This window comes from Lentzea sp. CC55 (assembly GCF_021056325.1).
GTDB lineage: Bacteria > Actinomycetota > Actinomycetes > Mycobacteriales > Pseudonocardiaceae > Lentzea > Lentzea jiangxiensis.
Genome location: NZ_JAJCXE010000002.1, coordinates 1 through 26,514, shown reverse-complemented (window position 1 = coordinate 26,514; position 26,514 = coordinate 1). Strand labels below are relative to the sequence as shown.

Here is a 26,514-nt window from a genome sequence, read left to right as displayed (position 1 = left end):
CAGGTGCCCCGCCGGAGTCGTTTCACAGGTTCAGCTGACCGGTTCTTCCAACTGCGGACGGGCCTCGGGCGCCGCGGCCCGGACGGCGTCGGCCGCCTGGTCGTCCGCCTTGGTCTGGGACGCGCGCTCGGACTCGACGCGGGCGTTGTAGACCTCGACCTCGCGCTTGATCGCGTCCTCGTCCCAGCCGAGGACGGGGGCGATCAGCCGTGCCACCGCCTCGGACGAGTCGACGCCGCGGTGCGCGTACTCGATGGAGATGCGGGTGCGGCGCGTCAGCACGTCCTCGAGGTGCATCGCGCCCTCGTGCGAGGCCGCGTACACCGCCTCCACCTGGAGGTAGTCGGGGGAGGCCGGGATCGGTTTCAGCAGCTCCGGGTTGTCGGCGGCCAGCGACAGCACCTCGTGCACCAGCGAGCCGTAGCGGTCCAGCAGGTGCCGGACGCGGTACGGGTGCAGGCCGTGCTTGGCCGCGAGCTGGTCGGCCTGGTTGACCAGGGCGTGGTAGCCGTCGGCGCCGACCAGCGGCACCTTGTCCGTGATCGACGGCTGGATGCGGCCCGGCAGGTCGACGTGCGCCGCGTCGACGGCGTCCGCGCCCATCACCCGGTACGTCGTGTACTTGCCGCCCGCGATCGCCACCAGGCCGGGCGCGACCCGTGCCACGGCGTGTTCGCGCGAGAGCTTCGACGTCGAGTCCGACTCGCCCGCCAGCAACGGCCGCAGGCCCGCGTAGACGCCCTCGATGTCGTCGTGCGTCAGCGGGGTCGCGAGCACCGAGTTGACGTGGTCGAGGATGTAGTCGATGTCGTGCTTGGTGGCCGCCGGGTGCGCCAGGTCGAGGTTCCAGTCGGTGTCGGTGGTGCCGACGATCCAGTGGTTGCGCCACGGGATCACGAACAGCACGGACTTCTCGGTGCGCAGGATCATCCCGGCCTCGGCGACGATCCGGTCGCGCGGGACGACGATGTGCACGCCCTTCGACGCCCGCACGCGGAACCGGCCGCGCGAGCCGGAGAGCCGTTGCAGCTCGTCGGTCCACACACCGGTCGCGTTGATCACCGCGTGCGCCCGCACGTCGACCTCGCGGCCGTCCTCGACGTCGCGCACCCGCACGCCGGACACGCGGTCCGCCTCGCGCAGGAAACCGACCACCTGGGTCGATGTCCGCACCACGGCGCCGTAGTGGGCGGCGGTGCGGCCGACCATCATCGTGTGCCGGGCGTCGTCGGCCTGGGCGTCGTAGTAGCGGATGCCGCCGATCAACGCGTCGCGCTTGAGCGCGGGGACCAGCCGCAGCGCGCCGGCGCGGGTGAGGTGCTTCTGCCCCGGCACGGACCGGGCGCCGCCCATCGTGTCGTAGAGGAGCAGGCCGGCCGCCGTGTACGGGCGCTCCCACATGCGGTTCGCCAGCGGGTAGAGGAACGCGACGGGCTTCACCAGGTGCGGGGCGATGCGCGTCAGCATCAGCTCGCGCTCGCGCAGGGCCTCGCGGACCAGCCCGAACTCCAGCTGTTCCAGGTAGCGCAGACCGCCGTGGAAGAGCTTGGAGGACCGGCTCGACGTCCCGGACGCCAGGTCGCGGGCCTCGACGAGGGCGACCCGCAGGCCGCGCGTGGCGGCGTCGAGTGCCGCGCCGACGCCGACGACACCACCACCGACCACCACGAGGTCGAACGTCTCCGAGCCGAGCCGCCGCCACGACTCCTCGCGCTCGGCCGGGCCCAGCCTGCCGGTGGCCGGCGGGGCGGTGGGGCTGTGCGGTGCTGCAGCTGCGTTGTTTCGCGTGGTCACGACAGGCGCCTCCCTGTGACGACTCGCAGATCACGTTACCTGCAGCAACGCCGCTCCGCCGCCGGGCGCGCGGCCCGGTACCCAACGGCCTGAAAATGGCCCTTTCCCCGGCACCCGGCATGGACAACTGATCAGCTCGGTAATAGCGTCCGAGCACGTTGCAGGCGGGCGGCGCGGCCCTGACCTCGGGTTTGCGCGTCCTGTCCTGGCCGCAAACGAGTGGAGGCCGACGATGAGCGCAGGCTCGATCTTCGTCTGGGAGACGCTGGGGACCGCGGTCCTCATCCTCCTCGGCACCGGTGTCGTCGCGAACCAGGTGCTCAAGAACACGCTCGGCAACAGCACGGGCTTCCTGTTCGTCAACGTCGGCTGGGCCTTCGCGGTCTTCGCCGGCGCGAGCATCGCCAACCCCAGCGGGGCGCACCTCAACCCCGCCGTCACCCTCGGACTCGCGATCGCGGACAAGACTCCGTGGGGCGACGTTCCCTTCTACGTCCTCGGGCAGATGGTCGGTGCCGTTCTCGGCGCCATGCTCTGCTGGGCCACCTACAAGCTGCAGTTCGACACGCACGACGAGCCGCAGAACACGCTCGGCATCTTCTCCACCGGCCCGACCGTGCCGAGCGCGCCGTGGAACCTCGTCTCCGAGATCATCGGCACGTTCGTGCTCGTCCTCTGGATCCTGTTGTCCCCCGGCGCGAAGGAGTCGGTCGACGGGGTCCCGCAGTTCGGCAACTCGGCGCTCGGCTACGCGGGTGTCGCGTTCGTCGTCCTGGTGATCGGCACGTCGCTCGGCGGCCCCACCGGCTACGCGATCAACCCGGCGCGCGACCTCGGTCCGCGCATCGCCTACGCGTTCATGATGCCGATCCGCAACAAGGGCAACGCCAACTGGAGCTACTCGTGGGTCCCCGTCGCCGGACCCCTCGTGGGTGGCGCGCTCGCCGCGTTGCTCTTCCTGGTTCTCCCGGTCTGAAAGGACTTCTCGCATGACGCAGTACGTGGCCGCGATCGACCAGGGCACCACGTCGACCCGGTGCATGATCTTCGACCACTCGGGTCGGGTGGTGTCGGTCGACCAGAAGGAGCACGAGCAGATCTTCCCGAAGGCGGGCTGGGTCGAGCACGACCCGAAGGAGGTCTGGCAGAACACCCGCCAGGTCGCCGCGGGCGCGCTCGCCAAGGCCGACCTGACCACTTCGGACATCGCCGCCGTCGGCATCACCAACCAGCGCGAGACCGCGGTGGTCTGGGACCGCACCACCGGCGAACCCGTCTACAACGCCATCGTCTGGCAGGACACCAGGACCGACAAGATCGTCACCGAGCTCGGCAACCTCGGCGGCGGGCAGGAGCGCTACCGGCAGAAGGTCGGGTTGCCGCTCGCGACGTACTTCTCCGGCCCCAAGGTCCGCTGGATCCTCGACAACGTCGAGGGCGCGCGGGAGAGGGCGGAGGCCGGTGACCTGGTGTTCGGCAACATGGACACCTGGGTGCTGTGGAACATGACCGGCGGGGTGGACGGCGGCGTGCACGTCACCGACCCGACGAACGCGTCGCGCACCATGCTGATGGACCTCGACACGCTGCAGTGGGACTCCTCGATCGCCGCCGACATGGGCATCCCGATGTCGATGCTGCCGGAGATCCGGTCCTCGTCGGAGGTCTACGGCCAGGTGCGCGAACGCGGCGCGCTGGCCGGGGTGCCGATCGCGGGCATCCTCGGCGACCAGCAGGCGGCCACGTTCGGCCAGGCCTGCCTGTCGCCCGGCGAGGCCAAGAACACCTACGGCACCGGCAACTTCATGCTGCTCAACACCGGCACCGAGAAGGTGATGAGCGAGAACGGGCTGCTCACCACCATCTGCTACAAGATCGGTGAGGCCGCCCCGGTCTACGCCCTGGAGGGCTCGATCGCGGTCACCGGCTCGCTGGTGCAGTGGCTGCGCGACAACCTCGGCATGATCAGCACCGCGGCCGAGATCGAGGAGCACGCGAAGACGGTGGAGGACAACGGCGGCGCGTACTTCGTGCCGGCGTTCTCCGGCCTCTTCGCGCCGTACTGGCGTTCCGACGCCCGTGGCGCGATCGTCGGCCTGACCCGGTTCGTCAACAAGGGCCACCTCGCGCGGGCCGTGCTGGAGGCGACCGCCTTCCAGACCCGCGAGGTGCTCGACGCGATGAACGCCGACTCGGGCGTCGACCTGACCGCGCTGAAGGTCGACGGCGGCATGGTCGTGAACGAGCTGCTGATGCAGTTCCAGGCCGACATCCTCGGCGTGCCGGTGATCAGGCCGGTGGTGAACGAGACCACCGCGCTGGGTGCCGCCTACGCCGCCGGTCTCGCGGTCGGGTTCTGGAAGACCGAGGACGACATCCGCGAGAACTGGGCGCAGGACAAGCAGTGGGAGCCGCGGATGGACTCCGCGCGCCGCGACTCCGAGTACAAGAACTGGAAGAAGGCGGTGACGAAGACCTTCGACTGGGTCGAGGACTGAGTTCTCGACGGGTGCGCCTCGGGGCCGTTCAGGCGGCTCCGGGGCGCACCCTCGTCACTGGGCCGGGACGGCGTGCACGATCACGTTGTCGCGGGTGCCGCACGTGATCAGCCGCAGCCCCTGCTCGTCCCGGTCCCTGGCGACGGCCTCCTCGAAGAAGTCGTCGCGGATGATCCTCTCCGTGCGCGCCACGGTGAAGCGGGCGACCGAACCGTCCTTCTTGGACACTTCGACCAGGTCGCCCTGGAGCAGGTCGTTGAGCCGGTAGAAGACCCCTATCGCCTTGTTGCTCTCGATCCGGCCGACGATGATCCACTGCTGGGGTCGCGTCTGGTGCCAGCCGGCCTGCATGCCCTCGTTGACCGGCGGCATCTGGACGAGGCCCTGCGGGTCGAGCCCCAGCGCGATCAGCGAGGACCGCACGCCGATCCGTTCGATCCGCAGCTCCATCGGGTCGGAGTTCCCAAGCGGCGACACCACCGGCGCCGGAGCGGTGTCGCTCGCCGGCGCCGCCGACGGCTTCGGTGCCGGCGTCTGCGAGCAGGCCGTGGCGAGCGCCACGCTCAGCACCGCGATCAAGACACGAGTCCCCACGAACCCATTGACGCACATCCGGTGGGCTCGTTGCCCGTCAGGACCGGGAAGATCCGAAATGTGATCGTCACGACGCCGCCGGTGCGCCGGTCGACGGCGGGTTCCGTCCACTTCGGACTTGGCCGGAGAAGCGGCAGTGCCCCGGACACGTCGTGTCCGGGGCACTGCTCGTCGTACCGGTGCCGCTCAGTCGAGGTCGTCGTGCCGCATGAGCTGGCGGCCCGACTCGGTGATCGAGCCCGACAGCGACGGGTAGACCGAGAAGGTCGTCGCGAGGTGCTCGACGGTCAGCTGGTTCTGCACGGCGAGCGCGATCGGCAGGATCAGCTCGCTCGCGTTCGGGGCCACGACGACACCGCCGATGACCACCCCCGTCGCCGGGCGGCAGAACAGCTTCACGAAGCCGCGGCGCAGGCCCTCCATCTTCGCGCGGGGGTTCGTCGCGAGCGGCAGCATGATCGTGCGCGCGGGCACCTCACCCGAGTCGATCGCCTGCTGGCTGATGCCGACGCTCGCGATCTCGGGGTTGGTGAAGACGTTCGCGGCGACGGTCTTGAGCTTGATCGGGCTGACGCCCTCGCCCAGCGCGTGCCACATCGCGATGCGGCCCTGCATGGCGGCCACCGACGCGAGCAGCAGCACACCGGTGCAGTCGCCCGCGGCGTAGACGCCGCTCACGTTCGTCCGGCTGACCCGGTCGACCGGGATGTACCCGCCGCGCCCGAGCTCGATGCCGATCTTGTCGAGGCCGATGTCGTTCGTGTTGGGCACCGAGCCGACCGTCATCAGGGCGTGCGATGCCTCGATCGTGCGACCGTCTTCCAGGTGGATCAGAACGCCGTCGCCGGTGTTCTCGACCCGGTCGGCACGGGCGTGCTTGACGACGGCGGTGCCGCGCTCGGCGAACACGTCCTCGAGCACCACGGCCGCGTCGGCGTCCTCGTGGGGCAGCACCCGGTCGCGGCTGGAGACCATCGTCACCTTCACGCCCATCTCGGTGTAGGCGCTGGCGAACTCGACACCCGTGACGCCCGACCCGATCACCGCGAGGTGTTCGGGCAGCTCGGGGAGGTCGTAGATCTGCCGCCAGGTGAGGATCCGCTTGCCGTCGGGTTCCGCGCCCTGCAACACGCGCGGCGTCGCGCCCGTTGCGATGAGCACCACATCGGCGTTGAGGACCTCCTCCGACCCGTCCGCGCCCGTCGCGACGACCCGGTGCTGAGCGAGCCCGCGCGAGTCGTCGACGAACTTCGCGCGCCCGTTGATCAGCCGCACACCTTCGCGCTGAAGACGCGCCCGGACGTCCGCGGACTGCGCCAGGGCCAAGCCCTTCACCCGTCCGTGTACGACCGGCAGATCCACCGCGGCCTGCTCGTTGTGGGTCTGAATCCCCAGCTCACCGGCATTGCGGAAGGCGCTGCGAGCCCCCGCGGAAGCGATGAAGGTCTTGGACGGCACGCAGTCGTACAACACGCACGCGCCCCCCGCCCCGTCGTTCTCGACCACGGTCACGTCGGCGCCGTGCTGGGCCGCGACCAGGGCTGCCTCGTAACCTGCGGGTCCGCCGCCCATGATGACGATGCGGGTCACGATCAGTTCCCTTCTGCGTGCTTGCTGGCCGGCACAACCGTACGCGTTGGCCGAAACCAGCGTGTCGTCAGTACCGAAAGCTGATCGATGGGTCGCTACGCTGTCGGACGTGCCGCTCTATGCCGCGTACGGGTCGAACATGGATCCGAACCAGATGATGGAGCGAGCCCCGTACTCCCCGCTCGCGGGGACCGGCTGGCTCGTCGGTTGGCGCCTGACCTTCGGCGGCGAGGACCTCGGCTGGGAGGGTGCCCTCGCGACGATCGTCGAGGAGCCCGACCACCAAACGTTCTGCGTGCTCTACGACGTGTCCCCGCGCGACGAGTCGCGGCTGGACCGGTGGGAGGGCGCGCTCGGCCTGTACAAGAAGATCCGGTTGCGGGTGCAGACCCTCGAGGGATCCGTGGTGGCCTGGCTCTACGTGCTGGACGCGTACGAGGGCGGGCTGCCGTCGGCTCGGTACATCGGGGTCGTGGCGGACGCGGCCGAGGCCGCCGGGGCGCCGGACGACTACGTGAACGACCTGCGGACCCGGCCTTGTCAGGGGATCGGGCCCTGACCGGTGACGGTCGGGGGTGACGGTTCAGGGCTGAGGCGGTTCGGCCTGGGTTGGTGCGGGTCGGCCTGGGTGGCTGGTGCCTGTTCCAGCGGGGTGGTCGCCTTGTGTGGCGTTGTCACCTTTGTGCGGGTGGTCGCCTTGAGTCCTGCATCGCGCGTGGTTGATTCATCGCCGCTTCGCGACGATTGCGATCGGCGCTTGACTTCGGGGCCCTCGCGAGATGCTGGGTCGGCCTGAAAAGCCGAGCAGAAAGGCTCGGCCGATCCGGGCAACGGTAGCATCTCGCACCCGAAGTCAAGCCCCGATCGCCGTCGTGGTTGCGTCATCACCGCTGGTCAGAGCCGTGTGGTTTGCACGGCTCGGCTTCGCCGTTGCGGTTGGTGGACTGGTGGCTCGCCTTCGGCTTTGCCCTGGGGGAATTCTCGTGACGGCTCGCCTTCGGCTTCGCATTGCTCGGCGTCGGAAATGTCAGACCCTCTGAGTACATTCGGTCGCGGGGGACCCGAAATCTGAGGGGACCCCTGCGTCAGCCTGCTCTCCGGGCTCGCTTCGCGCTTGGGTGCGCCTACCGCGTGGTTCGCCGCGTTCGCCCGCTGCGCGGGCCGCCTTGCTTGCTGCGCCTGCCGCGTTCGCCCGCTGCGCGGGCCGTCTCGCCTGCTGCGCAGGCCGCCTCGCCCGCTGTGCGTCCAAGCGGATGCCGTCATGTCCCCGAGTCCGTGCCTGCCGAGGACCGCCCCCAGCGCCCGAGCCTCAGGCCCCGGTCGCCTCCGCCAGCAGCTCCACCAGGTGGTGGTGCAGGCGGCGGTAGTCCACCGGCGTGATGGTCGACCACGGCTCCTGGCCTTCGGAGGCGCGGCGCATCTGCAGGTAGCGGCCCTTCGGCGTGTCGTAGAAGGCGACCACGCGGTCCGGGCGGACTCGTTTGCCCCACTTGTCGCGGGCCGCGGCGCCGAACTGGCCCCGGTTCGAGGCGTCCCGGACCATTTCGGACAGGGTGTGGGCGTCGTCTGCCCGGATTCGGCCCTGGAGGGCCTGTTCCAGGTCTTCCGGCGTGCTGGCGGAGGAGGCGGCCGCGTCCAGTTCCGCCGAGGGCAGGGTGATGGAGTGGCCTTCACCCGCCGGGGCGGTGGGGAGGGCGGTCAGTGCTTCCCGTGGCAGGCCGTCGGCTTCCGCCGGGCGCAGGACCAGCTGGCCGCCGTCGAGGACGGCCAGCACGCCTGCCTGGCCCTTGCCGGCCGCCAGGACCCGGACGCTGCGTTCCTGGAGCCACATGCGGCCGTCGATCTCCTGCTGCGGGCGGTTCAGGACGTGCAGCAGGTCTTCGAGGGTCGGGTCCAGGGAGCGCGGGCCGCCCAGGCCTCGCGCTCCCAGCTGGAGCCACACCTGGTCCTCGATGGCGCGGCGTTCCTCCGTGGTCTTGCCCGGGGAGGGGACCTTGAGGACCAGCGGCATCGTTTCCAGGCCCAGGTGCTCCCAGAGGACGTCGAACTCCAGTGCAGAGATGATCACCGGGTCGCGCGTGTCGTTCATTCCGACGTCCAAGCCGAACAGAGTCATCAGTCCGTCGTGCTCTCCCCGATCACGGGCAGCGCGTAGCTGCCCACGCCGTAGATGTCGTCGCGCTCGCGGAGGTAGTCGGCGGCCTTGTGCTCGAGGTCCTCCTCTTCCTCGCCCTTGCGCGGGCCCATGCCGCCGAACGGGTCGAACGCCTGCGGCATCGGCACGGCGCGGCGGTGGACCTGGTCGTTGTTGTTCGACGCGCCGACCGTGCCCATCGGGCCCATGGCCGAGCCCGAGACGTTCGCGACGCCGGCCGCGTGACCCTGCTGCATGACCGTGCCGACGGCGGCGCTGGAGGCCGCGGTCGCGCCGTCCTCCATCTGCTTCACCTCGGAACCGGACTTCGACGAGTCGGAACGGCCGGAGGTGCGCTGGCCCGGCAGGCCGACGCCCGCGGTCCCGGTTCCGGTGCCGGTTCCGGTGCCGACGAGGCCCGTGCCCGTCGTCGACGACGACGACGAGATCGACGTGGAGCCCTTCGCGGCCGCGGCCGAGGTCACCGCGGTGCCCGAGGTGCGGGTCGTGGAACCCGGCGTCGTGGTCGTGGTGGGGCGCGGCGACGAGGTGGCCGAGCCGCGCGAGCCCGAGCCGGTGCGGCCGCGGGTGGCGCTGCCGCCCGTGCCGTGCGGGCCGAAGCCCCAGACGGCCGCCGTGCCGATCTGGGTGCCGCCGCCGCTCACGGTGCCGGCACCGCTGATCTGCAACTGCGGGGGCTGGGTGAACTGGCCGAGGGTCGAGGTGTTCGCGGTCGTGGACGACGCGTAGGTGGACATGACCTCACGGGCGCGGCGCTCGGCCGCGTCCTGGGCCGCCTCCTGCTTCTCGTGGTCGGTCTGGCCGCCGAAGAGGTGCGTGAGGCCCGTGACGAGGGCGCCCGGCTGCTCCGCGGTCACGGCGACCGGGGCCGGCATGTCGGCGCGGGCCTTCGAGATGTAACCCGCCTGCAGTTCGGCGGAGTAGCGCATGACGTCCGAGCCGGTGCGCGCGGTGTCCGCCCAGGCGGCGACCGGGTTGAGGCCCGACTGCGCCATCTCGGCGGCCTTGCCGCTCCACTTCGCGCCGGACGACGCGATGCCCTTGTGCAGGTCCTCGTTGATCTCGGTCAGCGCGGCCGACACGCCCGCCCAGCGCTCCATGGAGGCGAACGACGCGGAGGGGCCGGGACCGGAGTGGATGCGTTCGTACAGCTCTTTGTGGCTGTAGCCCTGCCAGCGGTGATCAGCCATCGTCAGCACCCGCTCTTGTTCATCATGCCGGTGTTGTCGCCCTCGACCGTCCGGTACTGGCGCTCGATCTGGTTCAGGTTGTCCATCGCGGTCTTGAGCTGCCGCTGGTAGTTCAGCAGCGCCTGCAACGCCGAGTCGCCGTCGCTGATGGAGCGGTCGTTGAACTTGTCCGCGGCCTCGGCGCTGACCGGATCACCCGCCCACGGGCGCACGCGGAACTCGGTGATCGCCATCTCGATCTGCTTGTCCAGCTTGATCAGGGCGGCCGAGAACGTGTTGCGCAACGCTGGGATCGCCTCCGGTTCCACGTTCAGCTGGTGCTGGACGGGCGGCGAGGAGTCTGCCCCGCTGCGTCCCCCTGGCGGCATCGTGAAACCTCCGGCGGTTGTACCTGCGAGCTTCGACACTCTATCCACCCGAGGTAACGCTGTGGAGTGCGATCAGTGACATCCGCCCGTGTGGGTCAGCGCTTTTGGAGCAAACTGGCCATCACGGCCTCGGCCACGCGCTGGGCCCCGAGGCAGAGATGATCTTGTTGTACCGCAGTCGAATTGCCGCCGTCGCGGAACATGACGTCGACGAACTGCCCATCGGCAACGTCTATTTCCACATTGCAGACGTCGTGCACGTCGGGTGTGCGGACCGTGATCGCCGTGAAGCCCTCGATCGTGCCGAGCGCGTATTCCACCTGAGCGTTCTCCGACAGCCACACGTCGGCGCCCGAGACGACGACGAGTGCGATCCTCGCCACATTTCCACTCGTGGTGCTCCTGATGGTGCACGCACGCGCGCCGCCGAAGCTCGGTTCGACGTACGCGCCGGGCGGGTTGTCGAGGCTCAGCGACGTGCGTTGGTCAGCGGTGAGCAGAGCGCAGGGGTCCACCTCGTCGAGCGGCACCGGGCGCGGCCGCGGCGGGAGGTCGAGCGGCGTGGCGGAGGTGGTGGTCGGCGGGGGAGGGGGCGGCGGGGTGGTCAACGAGCTCTGCTGGGGCACCGCCGTGCAACCGGCCAGCGCCACCGCGACGATCAGGAGCGCCGGCGTCCGCATGGCCGGTCACCGTAGCTGCTCCGGGTAGGGGTCGGTGGCCAGTCGTGACCACAGCAACTGGTCTTCTCGCTGCTCATCGACGATCGTCTCCTCGCGAAGACGACCCTCCAGGGTGAACCCGCACTTCTCCGCCACGCGCTGCGACGCCTTGTTCGAGGCGGCGTGCCGATAGGCGATCCGGTGCAGCCCCGCTCCGCCGAACACCCAGCCCAGGATCGAGTTGAGCGCGGTCGGCAGCACGCCCTTGCCGCGGTGGCGGGGCTGCGACCAGCACATCACCTCGCCGACGCCCGTCTTGAGGTCGAGGTCGCGGACGACGATCCCGGCCAGCAGCTCCGCCGTCGTCGCGTCGCACACCGCCCACGACCACCGGTGGTCGTGCTTCCAGCTGCTCGTCAGGAACCGCACGTAGATCTCCGCGGCCCCCGGGCTGGTGATCTCCAGGTTCCCGAGGTAGCGGTTGGTCTCCTCGTCGGCGAACGCCTCGACGATCGCGGGGACGTCGTCGACGCGGTCGTCGTGGCGGAAGGCGCGCAGGTAGTACTCACCCGCGTTGATCTCAACTGGCTCCACAGGCGTGGAGGCTAGTGGTCGCCGGTGAAGCCGTCGTGCCGTTCCGCCACCTCGTCGAGCTCCGGGCGGTGCGCCGACGCGGGCAGGCCGTCCGGCGCGGTCGTCAGCTCGACGACCCAGTCCACGTCCTCGGCGTCGTCCTCGCCCGCCAGCATGTCGCGGTGCACCGCGCACGGGCCCCAGCCCGCCTCCAGCAGCTCGGTCGCGAGCTCCTCGGCGTCGTCGCGGTCCGGCAGGATCAGCAGCACGGTCGCGGGGACGAGCCCGCGCACCGCCAGCGCCTTCCGCAACGCCGCCGTGTCCGGCACGTGCACGCCGTCGAGCCCTGCCGCCGTCGCGGCGACCGCGTTCTCCTCGGAGTCGTCGCAGAAGACGCCGGTCGGGTACCCGAGCTCGTCCAGCACCCGCCGGTAGAGCGCGGGGTCGGGCTTCGCGAGCCCGAGCCGCGCCGAGTTGAGGACCGCGTCGAACTCGGTGTCGAGGCCCAGCACGGCCAGGTCGTCTTCCAGCCGCGTGGTGGCGTTGGACAGCAACGCGACGAAGCACCGCCGCCGGGCCAGCCGCACCAGCGCCAGCGCCTCGGTGATCACCTCGCCGGTGCCGGCCCAGGCCTCGACCTCGGCCCGCGGGACCTGGCGGGCGATCTCGTCGCGCCACTGCTCGTCGGTGATCTGCCCGGTGACGGCACGGCGCAGCAGCGAGGGTTCGAAGGCGACCTCGGCGATGTGCGGTGGCGTCGGCGGCCAGGAGCGCAGGACGCCGTCGAGGTCCAGCAGCAGCAGCGGTTTCAGCGCCGGCGTCCGTTCCACGCGCCCCACAGGATGGCGAAGGCGGGGATGAGCAGGAAGATCAGCGGGTTCCTCACGAGCACGAAGAACGCGATCGCGACAGCCACGCCCACGACGGGCACGACCGCGCCCTCCCAGCGGCGCGCGGGCGCCTTGGCCGGCTCGGCGAACATCGGCACCGGCGCGACGAACTGCGGCCGCGGGTCGGGCAGGTCGTGGAACAACGCCATCAGCTCGCCGCGGGTCTTCGCGGTGGTGATCCTCGCGGACCGTTCGCCGTACTCCTCGACGTCGATGCGGCCGGCGCTCATGTGCTCGCCGAGCACCTGCAACGCCTGCTGGCGCTCGGTGTCACCTACGCGGATGTCCCTGGACGGGTCGCTCACGCACCCAATCGTAGGTGAGCGACCCGGCGGGTCAGTCCTTCAGCTCGCAGATCACGGTGCCCTGGGTGATCGGGTCGCCGGGCGCGGCCGCGAGCCCCGTCACGGTGCCGGCCTTGTGCGCCGTCACCGGGTTCTCCATCTTCATGGCCTCCAGCACCACGATCAGGTCGCCCGCCTCGACGGTCTGCCCGTCCTCGACGGCCACCTTCACGATCGTGCCCTGCATCGGCGCGGCCACCGCGTCACCGGACGCGGCGGCGCCACCGCCACCGGCGCGCTTGGTCTTCGGCTTCTTCGCGGCACCACCGGCCGCGGCGGGCCGCGCACCCACGGCGAGGTCGCCCGGCAGCGACACCTCCAGGCGGCGTCCGCCGACCTCGACGACCACGGTCTGGCGCGGCGTCTCGTCGGTGGACTCGGCACCGCCGCCGGTGAACGGCTCGATGCGGTTGTCGAACTCGGTCTCGATCCAGCGGGTGTGGACGGTGAAGCCCTCGGGCTTCTCGGCGGTGAACGCCGCGTCCCGCACGATCACGCGGTGGAACGGCAGCACCGTCGCCATGCCCTCGACGACCATCTCGTCGAGCGCCCGCCGCGACCTCGCCAGGGCCTCCTCGCGGGTCTCGCCCGTGACGATCAGCTTGGCCAGCAACGAGTCGAACTGCCCGCCGATCACCGAGCCGCTCTCGACACCGGCGTCCACGCGGACACCGGGACCGGACGGCGCGGTGAACGTCGTCACCGTGCCCGGCGCGGGCAGGAAGCCGCGACCGGCGTCCTCGCCGTTGATCCGGAACTCGATGGAGTGCGCGCGCGGCGTCGGGTCCTCGGTGTGGCGCAGCTTCTCGCCCGCGGCGATGCGGAACTGCTCGCGCACGAGGTCGAGACCCGTCGTCTCCTCCGACACCGGGTGTTCGACCTGGAGGCGGGTGTTGACCTCCAGGAACGAGATCGACCCGTCGAGGCCGACGAGGTACTCCACGGTGCCGGCGCCGTGGTAGCCCGCCTCCAGGCAGATCGCCTTGGCGGAGCTGTGGATCGTGGCGCGCTGCTCGTCGGTGAGGAACGGCGCGGGCGCCTCCTCGACCAGCTTCTGGTGGCGGCGCTGCAGCGAGCAGTCGCGGGTGCCGACGACGATCACGTTGCCGTGGGTGTCGGCGAGGACCTGCGCCTCGACGTGGCGCGGCTTGTCCAGGTAGCGCTCGACGAAGCACTCGCCGCGGCCGAACGCCGTGACGGCCTCGCGGACCGCGGAGTCGAACAGCTCCGGGATCTCCTCGAGGGTGCGGGCGACCTTCAGGCCGCGGCCGCCGCCGCCGAACGCGGCCTTGATCGCGACGGGCAGCCCGTGCTCCCGGGCGAAGGCGATGATCTCGTCCGGCCCGTTGACCGGGTCCTTGGTGCCGGGCACCAGCGGCGCGCCCGCGCGCATCGCGATGTGCCGCGCCGTCACCTTGTCACCGAGGTCGCGGATCGCCTGGGGCGTCGGGCCGATCCACACCAGACCGGCGTCGATCACGGCCTGCGCGAAGTCGGCGTTCTCGGACAGGAAGCCGTAGCCGGGGTGCACCGAGTCGGCACCGGACTGCGCGGCGGCGTTCAGCACCTTCTCGAACGACAGGTAGCTCTCACCGGGCGTGTTGCCGCCGAGCGCGAACGCCTCGTCGGCGAGCCGGACGAACGGCGCGTCGCGGTCGGGATCGGCGTAGACGGCGACGCTCGTCAGACCGGCGTCACGGCAGGCGCGGATGACCCGGACGGCGATCTCACCGCGGTTGGCGATGAGGACCTTGCGCAGCGACACGGCGTCGTACCTCCTGCTGGACCGGTAATTACGGCTCGGGCTGGTGCCGCAGTCTACGGAAATCGGTGAACTCCGAGAGGGAGAGACGGCTCACTTCACATCCGTTGCGGGCACATCGAGCACAATCTTCGACGTGGGTGGAACCAGGTCCGTGCAGGTGGTCGCCGTCGCCGCTGCCGCAATCGTCGTCGCGGGGCTGGTGTTCGCCTATTTCCAACGCCCGGACAACACCGATTCAGGTCAGTACGGCACCGACCCCGGAATGCGCTGCGGTACCACCGTCTGCCAGGTGGTCATCGGCAAGTCGGTCGGCGGGGACCTCGTCGAGCTGCTCTCCGGCACCGGCGGCGGCCGCATCAGGGTGACCGGCGACTCGGGGCCGTTCATCTTCGAGATGACCATCGCCGAGTCCGGCGCGGTGGTGACCGACAAGTCGCTGCAGTGCGCGGAGGCGGCGGTCAGCGTGTGCCTCGTGCGCGGCGAGCACGGCGGCAAGGTGCTCGGCGAGGTGCTGCTCCGCAAGGACGGCACGTGGTCACGCGCCCAAGCGGCCTATCTGTCCAGTGCCGGCTACCTCGGGCTGCACGACGTCAACGAGGACGGCACCGCGGACATCGTCGCGGCCCAGCTCGCCTGCGACGGCCTGTGCAAGGACTCGTTCGTGCAGGTGTTCTCGGCGCTCGGGCCGAACGTGGGCTGCACGACGCCGACCCCCGCGCGCGAACAGCTCCCCGGCTGGCCCACGCCCGTTCCGAAGCTGTCGCAGCTGCGGCCCTGCGCCGACTCCTAGCGACGTGCCACGCCGAACCCCGGCCGAGAACGGAAGAGGGGACGGAGAGCCGCGGCTCTCCGTCCCCTCGAACTCCAGGAGCAGGCGTCAGGCGTTGACGAGGTCCTTCTCCGCCGGAGCGGCGGGCTCCTCGATCAGGCCCTCGCCGCGGGCGACGACCACCGGCACGGTGATCTGGCCGGCCACGTTGGTCGCGGTGCGCATCATGTCGAGGATCGGGTCGATCGCGTAGACCACGGCCACACCGGTCGCGATCACCTGCGGCGGCAGGCCGACGACGCTCAGGGTCAGCGTGAGCATCGTGTACCAGCCGGTCGTGCCGGCCGTGGCCAGCGCGCCGAAGACGGCGACACCGACGATGGCGACGTACTGCCACACCGAGAGCTGGATGCCGAACAGGTTCGCGATGAAGATCGTCGCGACGGCCGGGTAGACCGCGGCGCAGCCGTCCATCTTGGTCGTCGTGGCCAGCGGCACGGCGAAGTTCGCGTACTCGTCCGGGACGCCGAGGTCGGCGGCCGCCTTGCGGGACAGCGGGAGCGTGGCGCCCGAGGAGCGCGACACGAACGCGAACTGCAGCGCGGTGCCCGCCCTGCGGAAGAACTCGACCGGCGAGGTCTTGCCGACGAACTTCAGCAGCACCGGGTAGACGACGAACAGCACGAGCGCCGAGCCGAGGTACACGGTCAGGATCAGCGAGAACAGCGGCTTGACGAACGAGTTGCCGTAGGACGCCACGGCGTTGCCGATGAGACCGAAGATGCCGATCGGGGCCAGCAGGATGATCCAGCCGACGACCTTCTGGACGATCTCGAAGAACGAGCGCACGAGGTTGGTGAACGGCGCGGCCTTGTCACCCAGCGCGTAGGCGGCGAAGCCGACCAGCACGGCGATGAACACGACCTGCAGCACGTCGCCCTCGGTGAACGCGCTGAAGATGTTGGTGGGCACCAGGTTGTCGAGCAGCGCCTGCCACGAGCCGGACGCGCGCTTGGCGAGCTTGTCGACGGCGCCGGCGGCGGGCTCGATCTGCAGGCCCGCGCCGGGCTTGACGATCGAGGCGACCGCGATGCCGATCAGCACCGCGATGAACGACGTGATGGCGAACCACAGGAACGTCTTGCCGCCGAGGCGGGCGGCGGTGCGGCCGCCGCCGAGGTTCCGCAGCGACGCGATGCCGACGACGATCGCGGTGAAGACGAGCGGGATGACCGTCAGCTGCAGCAGCGCGGTGAACGTGGAGCCGATCTTGGCGAGGACGGGCGCGAGCCACGTGCCCTTGCCGAGCCAGCCGGCCAGCGCTCCGAGCACGAGCGCGCCGAGGACGGTGAGTCCGAAGACCTTGGGTTTGCGGTACGTCTGGACGAACGACACGGGGGACATCTCCTGGGCAGGGATGAGCTGAACGGGGGTGGCGGAGGCGTTAGCTCCGACAACCCGTGCTCGTCCTGCGTGCCAGGTCGATGTGCCTGCGACGCGTCAAGTACATGTTCACCGCTAGGTCCCAACGCCGGCATCGGGGCCGGGTCTTCCCTGATCGGGTGAACTGTGACCAGCGTCTACCAGAGTGCGGACACGGGAACGCCCAGCCGGCCGAGCAGCCTCCGGGTGAGGGGCAGGCTGATGCCGATGACGGACGTGTGGTCGCCCTCGATGCCGTCGATGAACCAGCCTCCGAGGCCGTCGATCGTGAAGCCGCCGGCGACGTGCAGCGGCTCCCCGGTCGCGAGGTAGGCCTCCAGCTCCTCGTCCGTCGGCGTGCCGAACCGCACGGTCGTCGACTCGGCGGCCGACGCGCGGTCCACGACCACCCCGTCGGAGACGCGCAGCACGGTGTGGCCGGTGATCAGCACACCGCTCTTGCCCGCCACCCGGCGCCACCGCTCGCGCGCGACCTCGGCCGTGCCGGGCTTGCCGACGAGCTCGCCCTCGAAGAGCAGCATCGAGTCGCAGCCGACGACGACGCACTCGTCGTCGTGCTCGACCGCCTCGGCCTTCGCCGCGGACAGCGCGACGACGGTCTCCTCGGGCGTGGGGTCGTCGAGCGACGCCACGAGCGCGTCCTCGTCGACGCCGGAGACCCGGACGACGGGCTCGACGCCCGCGGACCGCAGGACGCTAAGACGGGCGGGTGACTGGGAGGCCAGGATCAGACGCACGCGCGGAGTCTGTCACGCCGCTCGGAGGGGCGACCCTGCGAAAGGCGAACGCGGCCGCGATCCCGACCGCCATCACCGCGAGCAGCAGGTAGAACGACGCCCGCACGGCCGTGGTGAAGTCACCCGTGGCCGTCAGCACGATCTGCAGCACGGCGGCCGTCGTCGCGCTGCCCAGCACGTTCCCGAACTGCCGCGAGGTGTTGTAGACGCCGGCCCCGGCGCCCAGCAGCGACCGGTCGAGCGTCCGCGTCGAGATGTTCGTGAGCGGCGAGAACACGAGGCCCATGCCGATGCCCAGCGCCACCATCGACGGCAGCAGGACCCACTGCGGACCGTCGCCGAGCAGGAACGTCATCGCGCCGGTGCCGAGCGCCATCAGCGCGAAGCCGGTGATCGGCAGGTACTTGGCGTCCGCCCGGTTCGACAGCCGTCCCGCGAAGTGCGCCACCACGCCGGACATCAGCGACGCCGGTGCCGTGACCAGGCCCGTCATCAGCGGCGACAGCTTCGGCACGGTCTGCAGGAACAGTGCCAGCGGGACGAAGACGCCGGTCACGGTGATGCCGATGGCGATGTTCGCGACGTTGCCGAGCGAGAAGTTGCGGTTGCGGAAGATCCGCAACGGCATCAACGGCCCGGGGTTGCGCGCGGACGCCTGCCACAGCACGAACGCGGCGAGGAACAGCACGCCCGCCGCGATGATCTCGGCGATCGTGATCGGCCCTGCGACCCGGCCCCACCCGTAGTGCTCGCCGTTCTGGACGCCGAACACCAGCAGCCCGAGCCCGAGGCAGCACAGCACGACCCCGAGCACGTCGAACCTCGGCGCGCGGCGCGGCTTCAGGTCGGGGACCCACAGCACCAGCAGCACCACCGCCAGCACGCCGATCGGCAGGTTCACGAAGAAGATCCACTCCCAGCCGAGGTGCGTGACCAGCACGCCGCCGAGCAGCGGCCCGGAGACCGTCGCGAACCCGGCCACCGACCCCCACGTGCCCAGGGCCGCACCGCGCTTGTCCGGCGGGAACAGGTGCGTGATGAACGCCATCGTCTGCGGGGTCATGGCCGCCGCGCCCAGGCCCTGGAGGACGCGGGACGCGATCAGCGCCTCCACGCTGGTCGAGAGGCCGCACGCCAGCGACGCGAGGATGAAGAGCACGAGCCCGGCGCCGTAGAGCCGCTTGGGTCCGTACCGGTCGCCCAGCCGCCCGGTCAGCAGCAACGGCACCGCGAACGCGAGCAGGTAGGCGCTGACCACCCAGATGACGTCGTTCAGGGAGGCGCCCAGGTCCGTGATCATCGACTGCAGCGCCACGTTCACGATGGTCGTGTCCAGCAGCGTCATGAAGAAGCCGATGCACAGCGCGTACACGGTTCGCCAGTTCGCACGGTCCGATTGAGTAGTACTGCTGATGCGCGATCACCTCTTCAGTCGGCACTCTCAGCGGAGTGAAGCGCTGGGTGCTTGTCCTCACCGAACGCGGTTCCGATCGCGAAGGCAAGCGCAGACGGATCGCGGCCCTGCTCGTCGTCCTCGGCGGACTGATTGGATCGTGGGGCGTTGGAAGCGTGCTCGCGAGCGACCCGATCGGCTATGGAGTTCCCGTCTGGCCGTTCGCCGACACCGCCGATCGCGCGGAGAACGCGCTCCTCACGTCCGTCGTGCCCGCTGTGCGCGGAAACCTGCCGGTCAACCAGGCAGGCGTGCAGGTGCTGAGGCGGACCACCGCCTACGGCAGTGCGTTCTGGACGCTGAAGCTCGAGGTCGACGGCGAGACCCGCTGCCGCGAGGTCGCCGTCGGTCTCACCGTCTCGAGCCGCCGGGTGGAGTGTTCCTAGCCGGGCCTAGCCCGGGAAGCCGGACGCGCGCCACGCGCCCGGGCCGTGCTGCACCGGCCGGCGCACCCGGCGGGCGTGGTTCGCCCACTCCGAACGCCGCTCCGGCTCGTCCTCGGCGGGAGCGGCCGAGGCCAGCCCCGCGACGACCGCGGTCAGCGCGGCCAGCTGGTGGTCGTCCGGGTCGCCCTTGACGACCCGGAGCAGCGGCTGTTCCTGGGGCTTGTTCTCCTCGGGCGCGGTCACAGCGGGATGTTCCCATGCTTCTTGGGCGGCAGGGTCTCGCGCTTGTCCCGCAACATCGACAGCGCCCGCGCCACGTGGCCGCGGGTGTAGGACGGCGGGATCACCGAGTCGACGTACCCGCGCTCGGCGGCCACGTACGGGTTGCACAGCGCGTCCTCGTACTCCTGCTGCAGCTGCGCGCGCAGGGCGTCGACGTCCTCACCGTTCTGAGCGGCGGCGGCCAGCGTCTTGCGGTGCACGATGTTCGCGGCGCCGCTGGCACCCATGACGGCGATCTGCGCCGTGGGCCACGCGAGGTTGATGTCGGCGCCGAGGTGCTTGGAGCCCATGACGTCGTACGCGCCGCCGTACGCCTTGCGCGTGATGACGGTGACGAGCGGGACGGTGGCCTCGGCGTAGGCGTAGATCAGCTTGGCGCCGCGGCGGATGATGCCGTTCCACTCCTGGTCGGTGCCGGGCAGGAAGCCGGGCACGTCGACGAACGTCAGCACCGGGATGTTGAACGCGTCGCAGGTCCGCACGAACCGCGCGGCCTTCTCCGAGGCGTCGATGTCGAGGCAGCCGGCGAACTGCGTGGGCTGGTTCGCGACGACACCGACGCTGTGGCCGTCCACGCGGCCGAAGCCGACGAGGATGTTCGGCGCGAACAGCGGCTGGACCTCCAGGAAGTCGCCGTCGTCGAGCACGCGGTTGATCACCTCGTGCATGTCGTACGGCTGGTTCGCGGAGTCCGGGATGAGCGTGTCGAGCTCGCGGTCGGAGTCGGTGATCGAGTCCGAGATCGACCCCTGCGCCAGCGTGCCCTCGAACGTGGGCGAGTCGGAGAGGTTGTTCGACGGCAGGTAGCTCAGCAGCTCCTTGACGTACGCGATCGCGTCTTCCTCGTCGCTGCCGAGGTAGTGCGCGTTGCCCGACTTCGTGTTGTGCGTGCGACCGCCGCCGAGCTCCTCGAACGACACGTCCTCGCCGGTGACGGTCTTGATGACGTCCGGGCCGGTGATGAACATGTGCGAGGTCTGGTCGACCATCACGACGAAGTCGGTCAGCGCGGGGGAGTACACGTGCCCGCCCGCGTTCGAGCCCATGATCAGCGAGATCTGCGGGATCACGCCGGAGGCCTTCACGTTGCGGGAGAAGATCTCGCCGTAGAGGCCGAGCGAGACCACGCCCTCCTGGATGCGCGCGCCGCCGCCCTCGTTGATGCCGATGATCGGGCGGCCGGTCTTGATCGCGAGGTCCATGACCTTGACGATCTTCTCGCCGTAGACCTCGCCGAGCGAGCCGCCGAAGACCGTGACGTCCTGGGAGAACACGCACACCGGACGGCCGTCGACGGTGCCGTAGCCGGTCACCACGCCGTCGCCGTACGGCCGGTTGCGCTCCTGGCCGAAGTTCGTGGAGCGGTGGCGCGCCAGCTCGTCCAGCTCGACGAACGAGCCGGGGTCGAGCAGGAGGTCGATGCGCTCGCGGGCTGTCTTCTTGCCCTTCGCGTGCTGCTTCTCGACCGCGCGTTCCGAGCCGGCGTGAACCGCCTCGTCGTTGCGCCGGTAGAGGTCAACGAGCTTGCCCGCGGTGGTGTGGACGTCCGGGGCGCCTGAGGCCTCGGTGGGGGCGTGCCCAATCGGCTCGGTCGCACTGCTCATGGGCTCGCAGCCTAACGAGACCATTGCTGAACTGCTCCGTGCAGTTGTCCAGGTCACGGCAACCTGTTCGTCGTGTTCGATCGCACGTACCCTCTTCCGTTCCAATAGCCTGGCGCGATGGACACCGCACTCGACGCCGAAGCGCTGCGCGCGAAGCTCGTCGCACCCAACGGCCCGTACGCCGCCCTCGACGTCGTGGAGAGCACTCCGTCCACGAACGCCGACCTCGCCGCGACGCCCGGTGCCGCCGACCGGACCGTGCTGATCGCGCTGGAGCAGACCGCCGGCCAGGGCCGTCGCGGCCGCACCTGGTCGTCACCGCGCGGTGGCCTCTACGTCAGCGTGCTGTTCCGCCCCGCCGACGTGCCGCCGTCGCGGCTGCCGTGGCTGAACCTGATCGCCGGCCTGGCCCTCGTGCGCGTCGCCCAGTCCGTCGGCGTCGAGGCCTCGCTGAAGTGGCCGAACGACCTGCTGCTCGGCCCGGACGCGGGCAAGGGCGCCGGGATCCTGTCCGAGATCACCGCCGACGGCTCGGTCGTCGTCGGCATCGGCCTGAACGTCGCGAAGCTGCCCTCCGACGTCCAGCCCGCCCCCGGCGGCCTCGCCCCGACGTCGCTGGAGGACGCGGGTGCCGCCGGACTCGACCGCGAGGAGCTGGCGTTCCGGCTGCTGGTCGAGCTGGCCGGCCTCGAAGGCGTGTGGCGCAAGAACGGCGGCGACGCCGAGGAGTCCGGCGTGCTGGAGGAGTACCAGGAGCACTCGGCGACCATCGGGCAGCGGGTGCGCGTCGAGCTTTCGGGTGGCGTGGAGCTGGAAGGCGTCGCTGTGCGCATCGAACCCGACGGCACGCTGACCGTGCGCGGCACCGATGGGGTGGACCACGGCGTGTCCGCTGGTGACGTGGTGCATTTGCGCCGGGCGTGATTAGGGTTGGCCCATGGCCTACCCCGACGACCTGCTGAGTTCCGGCGAGCACGTCGTGATCCACCGGCACCCCCACTGGAAGGTGCTGATCTTCCCGGTGTTCTGGCTGCTGGTGGTGGTCGCTCTCGGCACCTACCTCGCAGGACTCGTCGCGGACCAGTCGTGGGCCTCCGTCGCGCTGATCGCGCTGGCCGTGATCGGCGCCGTGCTGGTCCTCTGGCTGACGATCGCCCCGCTCGTGCGCTGGCGGACGACGCACTTCACCCTCACGTCGGACCGCGTGATGTACCGCGAGGGAGTGTTCAAGCGCACAGGCCTCGACATCCCTTTGGCTCGTGTGAACAGCGTCCGCTTCGAGCACTCTTTCGTGGACAGGCTGCTCGGTTGCGGCACGCTGGTCATCGAGTCGGCCTCGGACGAGCCGCTCGAGTTCGACGACATCCCGTCCGTGGAGAAGGTGCACACGATGTTGTACCGAGAGGTCAACGACAACCCCGGCGACGACCACCACCCGGGAGTCGTCGATGGGCGCGCGTGAGGTCGGCCTGCCCGACGTCGTGGGGTCCGGGTCGCTGCCCTCGCGGGTGACGATCTGGGAGGTCGGCGCCCGCGACGGCCTGCAGAACGAGTCGGTCGTGGTGCCGGTCTCGGTGAAGCTCGAGTTCCTGGCGCGCTTGGCCGCCTCGGGACTGTCCGTTCTGGAGGCCACGTCGTTCGTGCACCCCAAGTGGGTGCCGCAACTGGCCGACGCCGCCGAGTTGCTGGCCGGGCTGGAACCCGCGCCCGGCGTCGTGTACCCCGTGCTGGTCCCCAACGAGCGCGGCCTGGACCGGGCGCTGGAGGCCGGGGTCTCGCACATCGCGATCTTCGCGTCGGCCACGGAGACCTTCGCCTCCCGGAACCTGAACCGGACGCTCGACTCGCAGTTCGAGATGTTCGAGCCGACCGTCTCCCGTGCGCTGGCCGCCGGGCTGCAGGTCCGCGGGTACGTGTCGATGTGCTTCGGGGACCCCTGGGAGGGTCCCGTCGCCCGCTCCCAGGTCGTGGAGGTCGGGCAGCGGCTGCTGGAGATGGGCTGTTCGCAGCTCTCCCTCGGCGACACCATCGGGGTCGCCACGCCGGGGCAGGTCGAGGCTTTGCTGGCGGGGTTCTCGGACGTGTCGTCGTTGGCCGTGCACTTCCACGACACCTACGGGCAGGCGTTGTCCAACACCCTGGCCGCGCTGCGGTGCGGGGTGACCACCGTGGACTCCTCCGCCGGCGGGCTCGGCGGCTGTCCCTATGCGGAGTCCGCCACCGGCAACCTCGCCACCGAGGACCTGGTGTGGATGCTCGACGGGCTGGGCGTCGAGACCGGGGTCGACCTGGACAGGTTGGTGGAGACCTCGGTGTGGATGGCCGAGCGGCTGGGGCGGCCCAGTCCTTCCCGGGTGGTCCGGGCGCTGGCCGGGTGACGACTCCCGGACGCGTTGTCCGCGGGTGGCCGGCTCGGGTCGGCGATCTTGTCGGGGGTGCTGGGTAGGTTGTGTTGCGAGGGGTCCTGAGAGTGGGGGGACGCCTGCGTCAGCTTGCGGTTTGGCGGATTTGGCGTGGGTGTGCGCGCTCTGTCCGTGGGTTCTTGCTGTTGCGTGCGGCCTGGTTGCGTTGCGTTGTTCCCCTGGGGGCTCTGCCCCCAGACCCCCGGCAATCTGATCAGGGGCCCGCGCCGCTCGCGGGTTGATGGCACGCCTGTTGCGTTGGGCGGCTGCCTGGTGCGTAGCGGGGTGCGTCCCGGTGTGGCGCCCCGTCCCGAGCCGCACCGGAGCGAGCCAGCGAGAGCTGAGGTGCGACTCGTGATGGGGCACCCCACCGGGCGGCCTTGCTGAAAAGCCGGGACTGCTCGCCTTCGGCTTCGCGCTGGGGCTCGGCTCGCCTTCAGCTTCGCGCTGTCAGGCGTCCTGAGCGGCCCGGGACGTGAACATGCCCGTCGCCACGAAGCGGTAGACCAGCTCGTCGCCGCGCTTCGCCGTTCCCTCGAACTCCACCAGGCCCAGCTCCGGGCGCTTCTTCGAGCGGCGGGCGCTGAGCACCGTTGCCGCGAAGGTCAGGCGGTCGCCGGGGTGGACCGGGGCCAGCCACGAGAGTTCGCGGCCGCCCGGTGAGCCCTGGGAGGTGCTGTCGGAGAGGACCTCGTCCACCCAGCGGCGCATCCAGAGGGAGGCCGTGTACCAGCCGGAGGCGGACAAACCGCCGAAAATCGAGTTCCTGCCCGCTTGCTCGTCCAGGTGGAAGGGTTGCGGGTCGAACTTCCTCGCGAAGTCCAGCATGTCCTCCCGGTCGACGATCATCTCGCCGAGCGGGATGATGCGGCCTGCGGGCAGATCCTCGTAGGCGATCACGCGTTGATCGTACGTAACTGAATTCGCTGGGAACCGATTCCCGGGCGGGGGCGTCCTAGAGCCCGAGCCCAGGGCTATGCGTGTGAGGGGGACTCGGTGGACGACCACCGTGCGCAGGTCGAGGAGCTGCTCGCCGACTACCGGCGCAGCCGCGAGCAGCTGGTTGCCGTCCAGCGCGAGCTCGCTGCCGTGTCCGGGCAGGCGTCCAGTCCTGACGGGACCGTCACCGCGACCGTGGACGGCGGGGGGAAGCTCGCCTCGCTGGAGCTCTCCGAGCTGGCCTACCGGCGGCACCGGCCGGAGCAGCTGGCCGAGTTGATCGTGCGGACCGTGGCGGCTGCTGCCGCCGGTGCGGCTGAGGACACCTACAAGGCGTTGAGCACTGTGTTGCCCGCCGCCACCGACCCCGCCGCGCTGGTCGCCGGTACCGCCGATCTGCGGCCCTCGGAATACGAAACCGTGGATCGGGTGCAGCAGCCCGTTCGTGGTCGTGTCGTCGACGACGAGGACAACGAGCAACGGGAGAGCTGGCTCGACTCCGAGCTCATCGACAGGAGGGTCCGATGACCGGGTACGGGGCCGACCTCGGGCGGCTGGACGCCGGGGCGCGCGACCTCAAGGGCTTCGCCGGGCAGGCCACCGAGATCGCGGGGGCGCTCGACAGGGCGCTGGCCGCGTTCGGCGCCTGCTGGGGGGACGACGCCGTGGGGCAGAGCTTCGCCGCCTCGCACGAGAAGCCCTCCGGGGATGCCGCCGGGGCGCTGGCCGGGCTCGCGACGACGTTGGGGGACGTGGGCGAGAAGCTCGCCGCGACGGCCGAGACGTACCGGCACGTCGAGCAGAGCAACGCCTCCGCGATGAGAAGGTTGGACGGCTGACATGGGCATCGAGCTTCCCGCCGAACTCGCCGGCATCGCCGCCAAGGCGGGCGTCTCGTGGCCCAAGGCCGACGAGGACGCCATGCGCTCCAGCGCCACCGCGTGGCGCGAGGCGGGCGACAAGATCAAGACTCTGGGCACCTCGTCCGACGGCGTCGCCACGCGCGCGCTCGACGGGCTGACGGGCGGCACGGGTGACGCTGCGCGCGGCCGGTGGGCCGAGGTCGTGGCGCCGGACGGCGACTTCCAGCGCGCGGCGCGCGGGTGCCACGCGGCCGCCGACCGGCTCGACCACGCCGCCCAGCAGGTCGGTGCGGCCAAGGTGGAGATCGTCCGCGAACTCGTGGCGCTCGCCAAGAACAACGACGCGGCGACGGCGTCGGCCAGCGCCGGCAACCCCAACGCGCTGCTCGGCCTCGACACGCTGACCAAGGGCGCGGCGGCCAACGTCGCGAACCTCACCAACCTGCTGTCGTCCGCCATCCGCCTCGACAGCGGCGTGGACATGAGCCAGGGTTCCCCGCCCGTCAACACCTCGCCCGGTGCCCACGGTCCCGGTGGCGGAGGGGGCGGTGGGCTGCTGTCGCCGATCACGGACGTCGTCGGTGGCGTCGTGGCTCCGGTGGCGAGCGTCGTCGCTCCCGTCGTCGAGCCCGTCGCGGCCGTGGTCGCCCCGGTCACCGAGGCCGTCGCACCCGTCGTCGGTGCGGTGACCGCTCCGGTCGCCCCTGTCGTCGGTGCCGTGACGGCGCCCGTCGCACCGGTCGCCGGCGCGGTGACCGAGGCCGTCGCGCCCGTGCTGGACGCCGCTGCTCCCGTGACGGCCCCCGCCGCCGCCGTGGTGCAGCCCGTCGTCGACGCGGTGCCCGGCGCCCACCAGGCCGTCGGCCCGGTGCTCGACGGCCGTGGCGACGGTGACGGGCCGCGGGGCGACGGGCCGCGTGGTGACGGTCCCGGTGACGGGCACGGCCGCGGCGAAGGGCAGGGACGAGGCGAGGGCCGGGGTCTTCCGGGGCTCGTGGCCGACACGGGTCACGCCGTGGGGCACGCCGTCGCGCCTGCCGCGCACCACGCGGCGGAAGCGATTCCGAGTGTTCAGGGCACTCTCGGCCCGATCGCCGAGGGCACGACCCGGGCGTCGGCCGCCGTGCTCGAGCAGCCGCTGGTCCGCGGTGACGTGCCCGGCCAGGCGGCTGCGGCGGCGCAGGCGTCCGCGCCCGCGGCTCCTGCCGCTCCCGCC

The 26,514-nt window shown here is 70.8% G+C and carries 27 protein-coding genes and 1 pseudogene; 11 read left to right on the top strand and 17 right to left on the bottom strand.

The features are described 5' to 3' along the window. Positions 1 to 30: 30 nt before the first annotated feature. The gene (locus tag L6E10_RS00765) at positions 31 to 1,728 is read right to left on the bottom strand and encodes a glycerol-3-phosphate dehydrogenase/oxidase (protein ID WP_236216155.1); all 1,698 of its coding nucleotides are present in this window, start codon (positions 1,726 to 1,728) and stop codon (positions 31 to 33) included. Positions 1,729 to 2,026: 298 nt separating this feature from the next. Between L6E10_RS00765 and L6E10_RS00760 the strand changes: the two genes are divergently transcribed. Together L6E10_RS00760 and glpK are read left to right on the top strand one after the other, a co-directional pair. Continuing rightward, positions 2,027 to 2,770 carry an MIP/aquaporin family protein gene (locus L6E10_RS00760; RefSeq protein WP_236215845.1) on the top strand — a complete coding sequence of 248 codons (744 nt, stop codon included), beginning with the start codon at positions 2,027 to 2,029 and terminating at the stop codon, positions 2,768 to 2,770. 13 nt (positions 2,771 to 2,783) lie between these two features. Then, the gene (gene glpK / locus L6E10_RS00755; RefSeq protein WP_236215844.1) at positions 2,784 to 4,292 is read left to right on the top strand and encodes a glycerol kinase GlpK; all 1,509 of its coding nucleotides are present in this window, start codon (positions 2,784 to 2,786) and stop codon (positions 4,290 to 4,292) included. Between the two features lie 54 nt (positions 4,293 to 4,346). Here the strand turns inward: glpK and L6E10_RS40620 are convergent, their stop codons facing one another. Together L6E10_RS40620 and L6E10_RS00745 are read right to left on the bottom strand one after the other, a co-directional pair. Beyond that, complete coding sequence (locus L6E10_RS40620) at positions 4,347 to 4,886, bottom strand: sortase domain-bontaining protein (RefSeq protein WP_236215843.1); 540 nt, start codon at positions 4,884 to 4,886, stop codon at positions 4,347 to 4,349. A 186-nt stretch (positions 4,887 to 5,072) separates the two neighbouring features. Beyond that, complete coding sequence (locus L6E10_RS00745; RefSeq protein WP_236215842.1) at positions 5,073 to 6,476, bottom strand: NAD(P)H-quinone dehydrogenase; 1,404 nt, start codon at positions 6,474 to 6,476, stop codon at positions 5,073 to 5,075. Between the two features lie 109 nt (positions 6,477 to 6,585). Between L6E10_RS00745 and L6E10_RS00740 the strand changes: the two genes are divergently transcribed. After that, positions 6,586 to 7,035, top strand: coding sequence for a gamma-glutamylcyclotransferase family protein (locus L6E10_RS00740; protein ID WP_090048059.1), 450 nt, complete (start codon positions 6,586 to 6,588; stop codon positions 7,033 to 7,035). Between the two features lie 750 nt (positions 7,036 to 7,785). Here the strand turns inward: L6E10_RS00740 and L6E10_RS00735 are convergent. The 8 genes from L6E10_RS00735 to L6E10_RS00700 form a co-directional block, all read right to left on the bottom strand. Beyond that, a complete protein-coding gene (locus tag L6E10_RS00735; protein ID WP_308102640.1) occupies positions 7,786 to 8,577 on the bottom strand; it encodes an ESX secretion-associated protein EspG in 792 nt (263 codons plus the stop codon). A 14-nt stretch (positions 8,578 to 8,591) separates the two neighbouring features. Next, complete coding sequence (locus tag L6E10_RS00730) at positions 8,592 to 9,821, bottom strand: PPE domain-containing protein (RefSeq protein ID WP_236215840.1); 1,230 nt, start codon at positions 9,819 to 9,821, stop codon at positions 8,592 to 8,594. Positions 9,822 to 9,823: 2 nt separating this feature from the next. Next, positions 9,824 to 10,189, bottom strand: coding sequence for a transcriptional regulator (locus tag L6E10_RS00725; protein WP_236215839.1), 366 nt, complete (start codon positions 10,187 to 10,189; stop codon positions 9,824 to 9,826). 95 nt (positions 10,190 to 10,284) lie between these two features. Continuing rightward, on the bottom strand, positions 10,285 to 10,869 hold the full coding sequence (locus L6E10_RS00720) for a DUF3558 domain-containing protein (protein ID WP_236215838.1): 585 nt from the start codon (positions 10,867 to 10,869) through the stop codon (positions 10,285 to 10,287). A 6-nt stretch (positions 10,870 to 10,875) separates the two neighbouring features. Next, the gene (locus tag L6E10_RS00715) at positions 10,876 to 11,442 is read right to left on the bottom strand and encodes a GNAT family N-acetyltransferase (RefSeq protein WP_236215837.1); all 567 of its coding nucleotides are present in this window, start codon (positions 11,440 to 11,442) and stop codon (positions 10,876 to 10,878) included. An 11-nt stretch (positions 11,443 to 11,453) separates the two neighbouring features. Beyond that, complete coding sequence (locus tag L6E10_RS00710) at positions 11,454 to 12,251, bottom strand: HAD-IA family hydrolase (protein ID WP_236215836.1); 798 nt, start codon at positions 12,249 to 12,251, stop codon at positions 11,454 to 11,456. Further along, positions 12,230 to 12,616 carry a DUF1707 domain-containing protein gene (locus tag L6E10_RS00705; protein ID WP_090094886.1) on the bottom strand — a complete coding sequence of 129 codons (387 nt, stop codon included), beginning with the start codon at positions 12,614 to 12,616 and terminating at the stop codon, positions 12,230 to 12,232. Before L6E10_RS00705 ends, L6E10_RS00710 begins: the two co-directional genes overlap by 22 nt. Positions 12,617 to 12,647: 31 nt before the next feature. Continuing rightward, complete coding sequence (locus L6E10_RS00700) at positions 12,648 to 14,420, bottom strand: biotin carboxylase N-terminal domain-containing protein (RefSeq protein ID WP_236215835.1); 1,773 nt, start codon at positions 14,418 to 14,420, stop codon at positions 12,648 to 12,650. Between the two features lie 133 nt (positions 14,421 to 14,553). Between L6E10_RS00700 and L6E10_RS00695 the strand changes: the two genes are divergently transcribed. Beyond that, entirely contained in the window at positions 14,554 to 15,210 is a 657-nt protein-coding gene (locus tag L6E10_RS00695) for a hypothetical protein (protein ID WP_236215834.1), read from the top strand. A gap of 87 nt (positions 15,211 to 15,297) precedes the next feature. On the opposite strand, the gene L6E10_RS00690 is transcribed toward L6E10_RS00695, so the two are convergent. The 3 genes from L6E10_RS00690 to L6E10_RS00680 form a co-directional block, all read right to left on the bottom strand. Further along, positions 15,298 to 16,584: a dicarboxylate/amino acid:cation symporter gene (locus L6E10_RS00690; protein ID WP_236215833.1), complete on the bottom strand. Its 1,287-nt coding sequence runs from the start codon at positions 16,582 to 16,584 to the stop codon at positions 15,298 to 15,300. Between the two features lie 185 nt (positions 16,585 to 16,769). Next, the gene (locus L6E10_RS00685; RefSeq protein WP_236215832.1) at positions 16,770 to 17,369 is read right to left on the bottom strand and encodes a nucleoside triphosphate pyrophosphatase; all 600 of its coding nucleotides are present in this window, start codon (positions 17,367 to 17,369) and stop codon (positions 16,770 to 16,772) included. Then, on the bottom strand, positions 17,329 to 18,741 hold the full coding sequence (locus tag L6E10_RS00680; protein WP_236215831.1) for an MFS transporter: 1,413 nt from the start codon (positions 18,739 to 18,741) through the stop codon (positions 17,329 to 17,331). The genes L6E10_RS00685 and L6E10_RS00680 overlap by 41 nt, the downstream gene beginning before the upstream one ends. A gap of 77 nt (positions 18,742 to 18,818) precedes the next feature. Between L6E10_RS00680 and L6E10_RS00675 the strand changes: the two genes are divergently transcribed. Then, positions 18,819 to 19,208, top strand: coding sequence for a hypothetical protein (locus tag L6E10_RS00675; RefSeq protein ID WP_236215830.1), 390 nt, complete (start codon positions 18,819 to 18,821; stop codon positions 19,206 to 19,208). Between the two features lie 6 nt (positions 19,209 to 19,214). Here the strand turns inward: L6E10_RS00675 and L6E10_RS00670 are convergent, their stop codons facing one another. Both L6E10_RS00670 and L6E10_RS00665 read right to left on the bottom strand, forming a co-directional pair. After that, complete coding sequence (locus L6E10_RS00670; protein WP_236215829.1) at positions 19,215 to 19,451, bottom strand: acyl-CoA carboxylase subunit epsilon; 237 nt, start codon at positions 19,449 to 19,451, stop codon at positions 19,215 to 19,217. Further along, positions 19,448 to 21,094, bottom strand: coding sequence for an acyl-CoA carboxylase subunit beta (locus L6E10_RS00665; protein ID WP_236215828.1), 1,647 nt, complete (start codon positions 21,092 to 21,094; stop codon positions 19,448 to 19,450). Before L6E10_RS00665 ends, L6E10_RS00670 begins: the two co-directional genes overlap by 4 nt. A gap of 117 nt (positions 21,095 to 21,211) precedes the next feature. Between L6E10_RS00665 and L6E10_RS00660 the strand changes: the two genes are divergently transcribed. The 3 genes from L6E10_RS00660 to L6E10_RS00650 are packed head-to-tail and all read left to right on the top strand — an operon-like array spanning position 21,212 to position 23,472. After that, positions 21,212 to 22,018 carry a biotin--[acetyl-CoA-carboxylase] ligase gene (locus tag L6E10_RS00660; protein WP_236215827.1) on the top strand — a complete coding sequence of 269 codons (807 nt, stop codon included), beginning with the start codon at positions 21,212 to 21,214 and terminating at the stop codon, positions 22,016 to 22,018. 13 nt (positions 22,019 to 22,031) lie between these two features. Continuing rightward, positions 22,032 to 22,556: a PH domain-containing protein gene (locus tag L6E10_RS00655; RefSeq protein ID WP_236215826.1), complete on the top strand. Its 525-nt coding sequence runs from the start codon at positions 22,032 to 22,034 to the stop codon at positions 22,554 to 22,556. After that, complete coding sequence (locus L6E10_RS00650; protein ID WP_236215825.1) at positions 22,543 to 23,472, top strand: hydroxymethylglutaryl-CoA lyase; 930 nt, start codon at positions 22,543 to 22,545, stop codon at positions 23,470 to 23,472. Before L6E10_RS00655 ends, L6E10_RS00650 begins: the two co-directional genes overlap by 14 nt. 474 nt (positions 23,473 to 23,946) lie before the next feature. Here L6E10_RS00650 and L6E10_RS00645 read toward each other — a convergent pair whose 3' ends face one another. Continuing rightward, positions 23,947 to 24,396 carry a MaoC family dehydratase gene (locus L6E10_RS00645; protein ID WP_236215824.1) on the bottom strand — a complete coding sequence of 150 codons (450 nt, stop codon included), beginning with the start codon at positions 24,394 to 24,396 and terminating at the stop codon, positions 23,947 to 23,949. A 96-nt stretch (positions 24,397 to 24,492) separates the two neighbouring features. Between L6E10_RS00645 and L6E10_RS00640 the strand changes: the two genes are divergently transcribed. The 3 genes and pseudogenes from L6E10_RS00640 to L6E10_RS00630 form a co-directional block, all read left to right on the top strand. After that, on the top strand, positions 24,493 to 24,963 hold the full coding sequence (locus L6E10_RS00640) for a YbaB/EbfC family nucleoid-associated protein (RefSeq protein ID WP_236215823.1): 471 nt from the start codon (positions 24,493 to 24,495) through the stop codon (positions 24,961 to 24,963). After that, a complete protein-coding gene (locus L6E10_RS00635; protein ID WP_236215822.1) occupies positions 24,960 to 25,274 on the top strand; it encodes a WXG100 family type VII secretion target in 315 nt (104 codons plus the stop codon). The genes L6E10_RS00640 and L6E10_RS00635 overlap by 4 nt, the downstream gene beginning before the upstream one ends. Before the next feature lies 1 nt (position 25,275). Further along, positions 25,276 to 26,514: pseudogene (locus tag L6E10_RS00630) on the top strand (hypothetical protein); the annotation flags it as partial.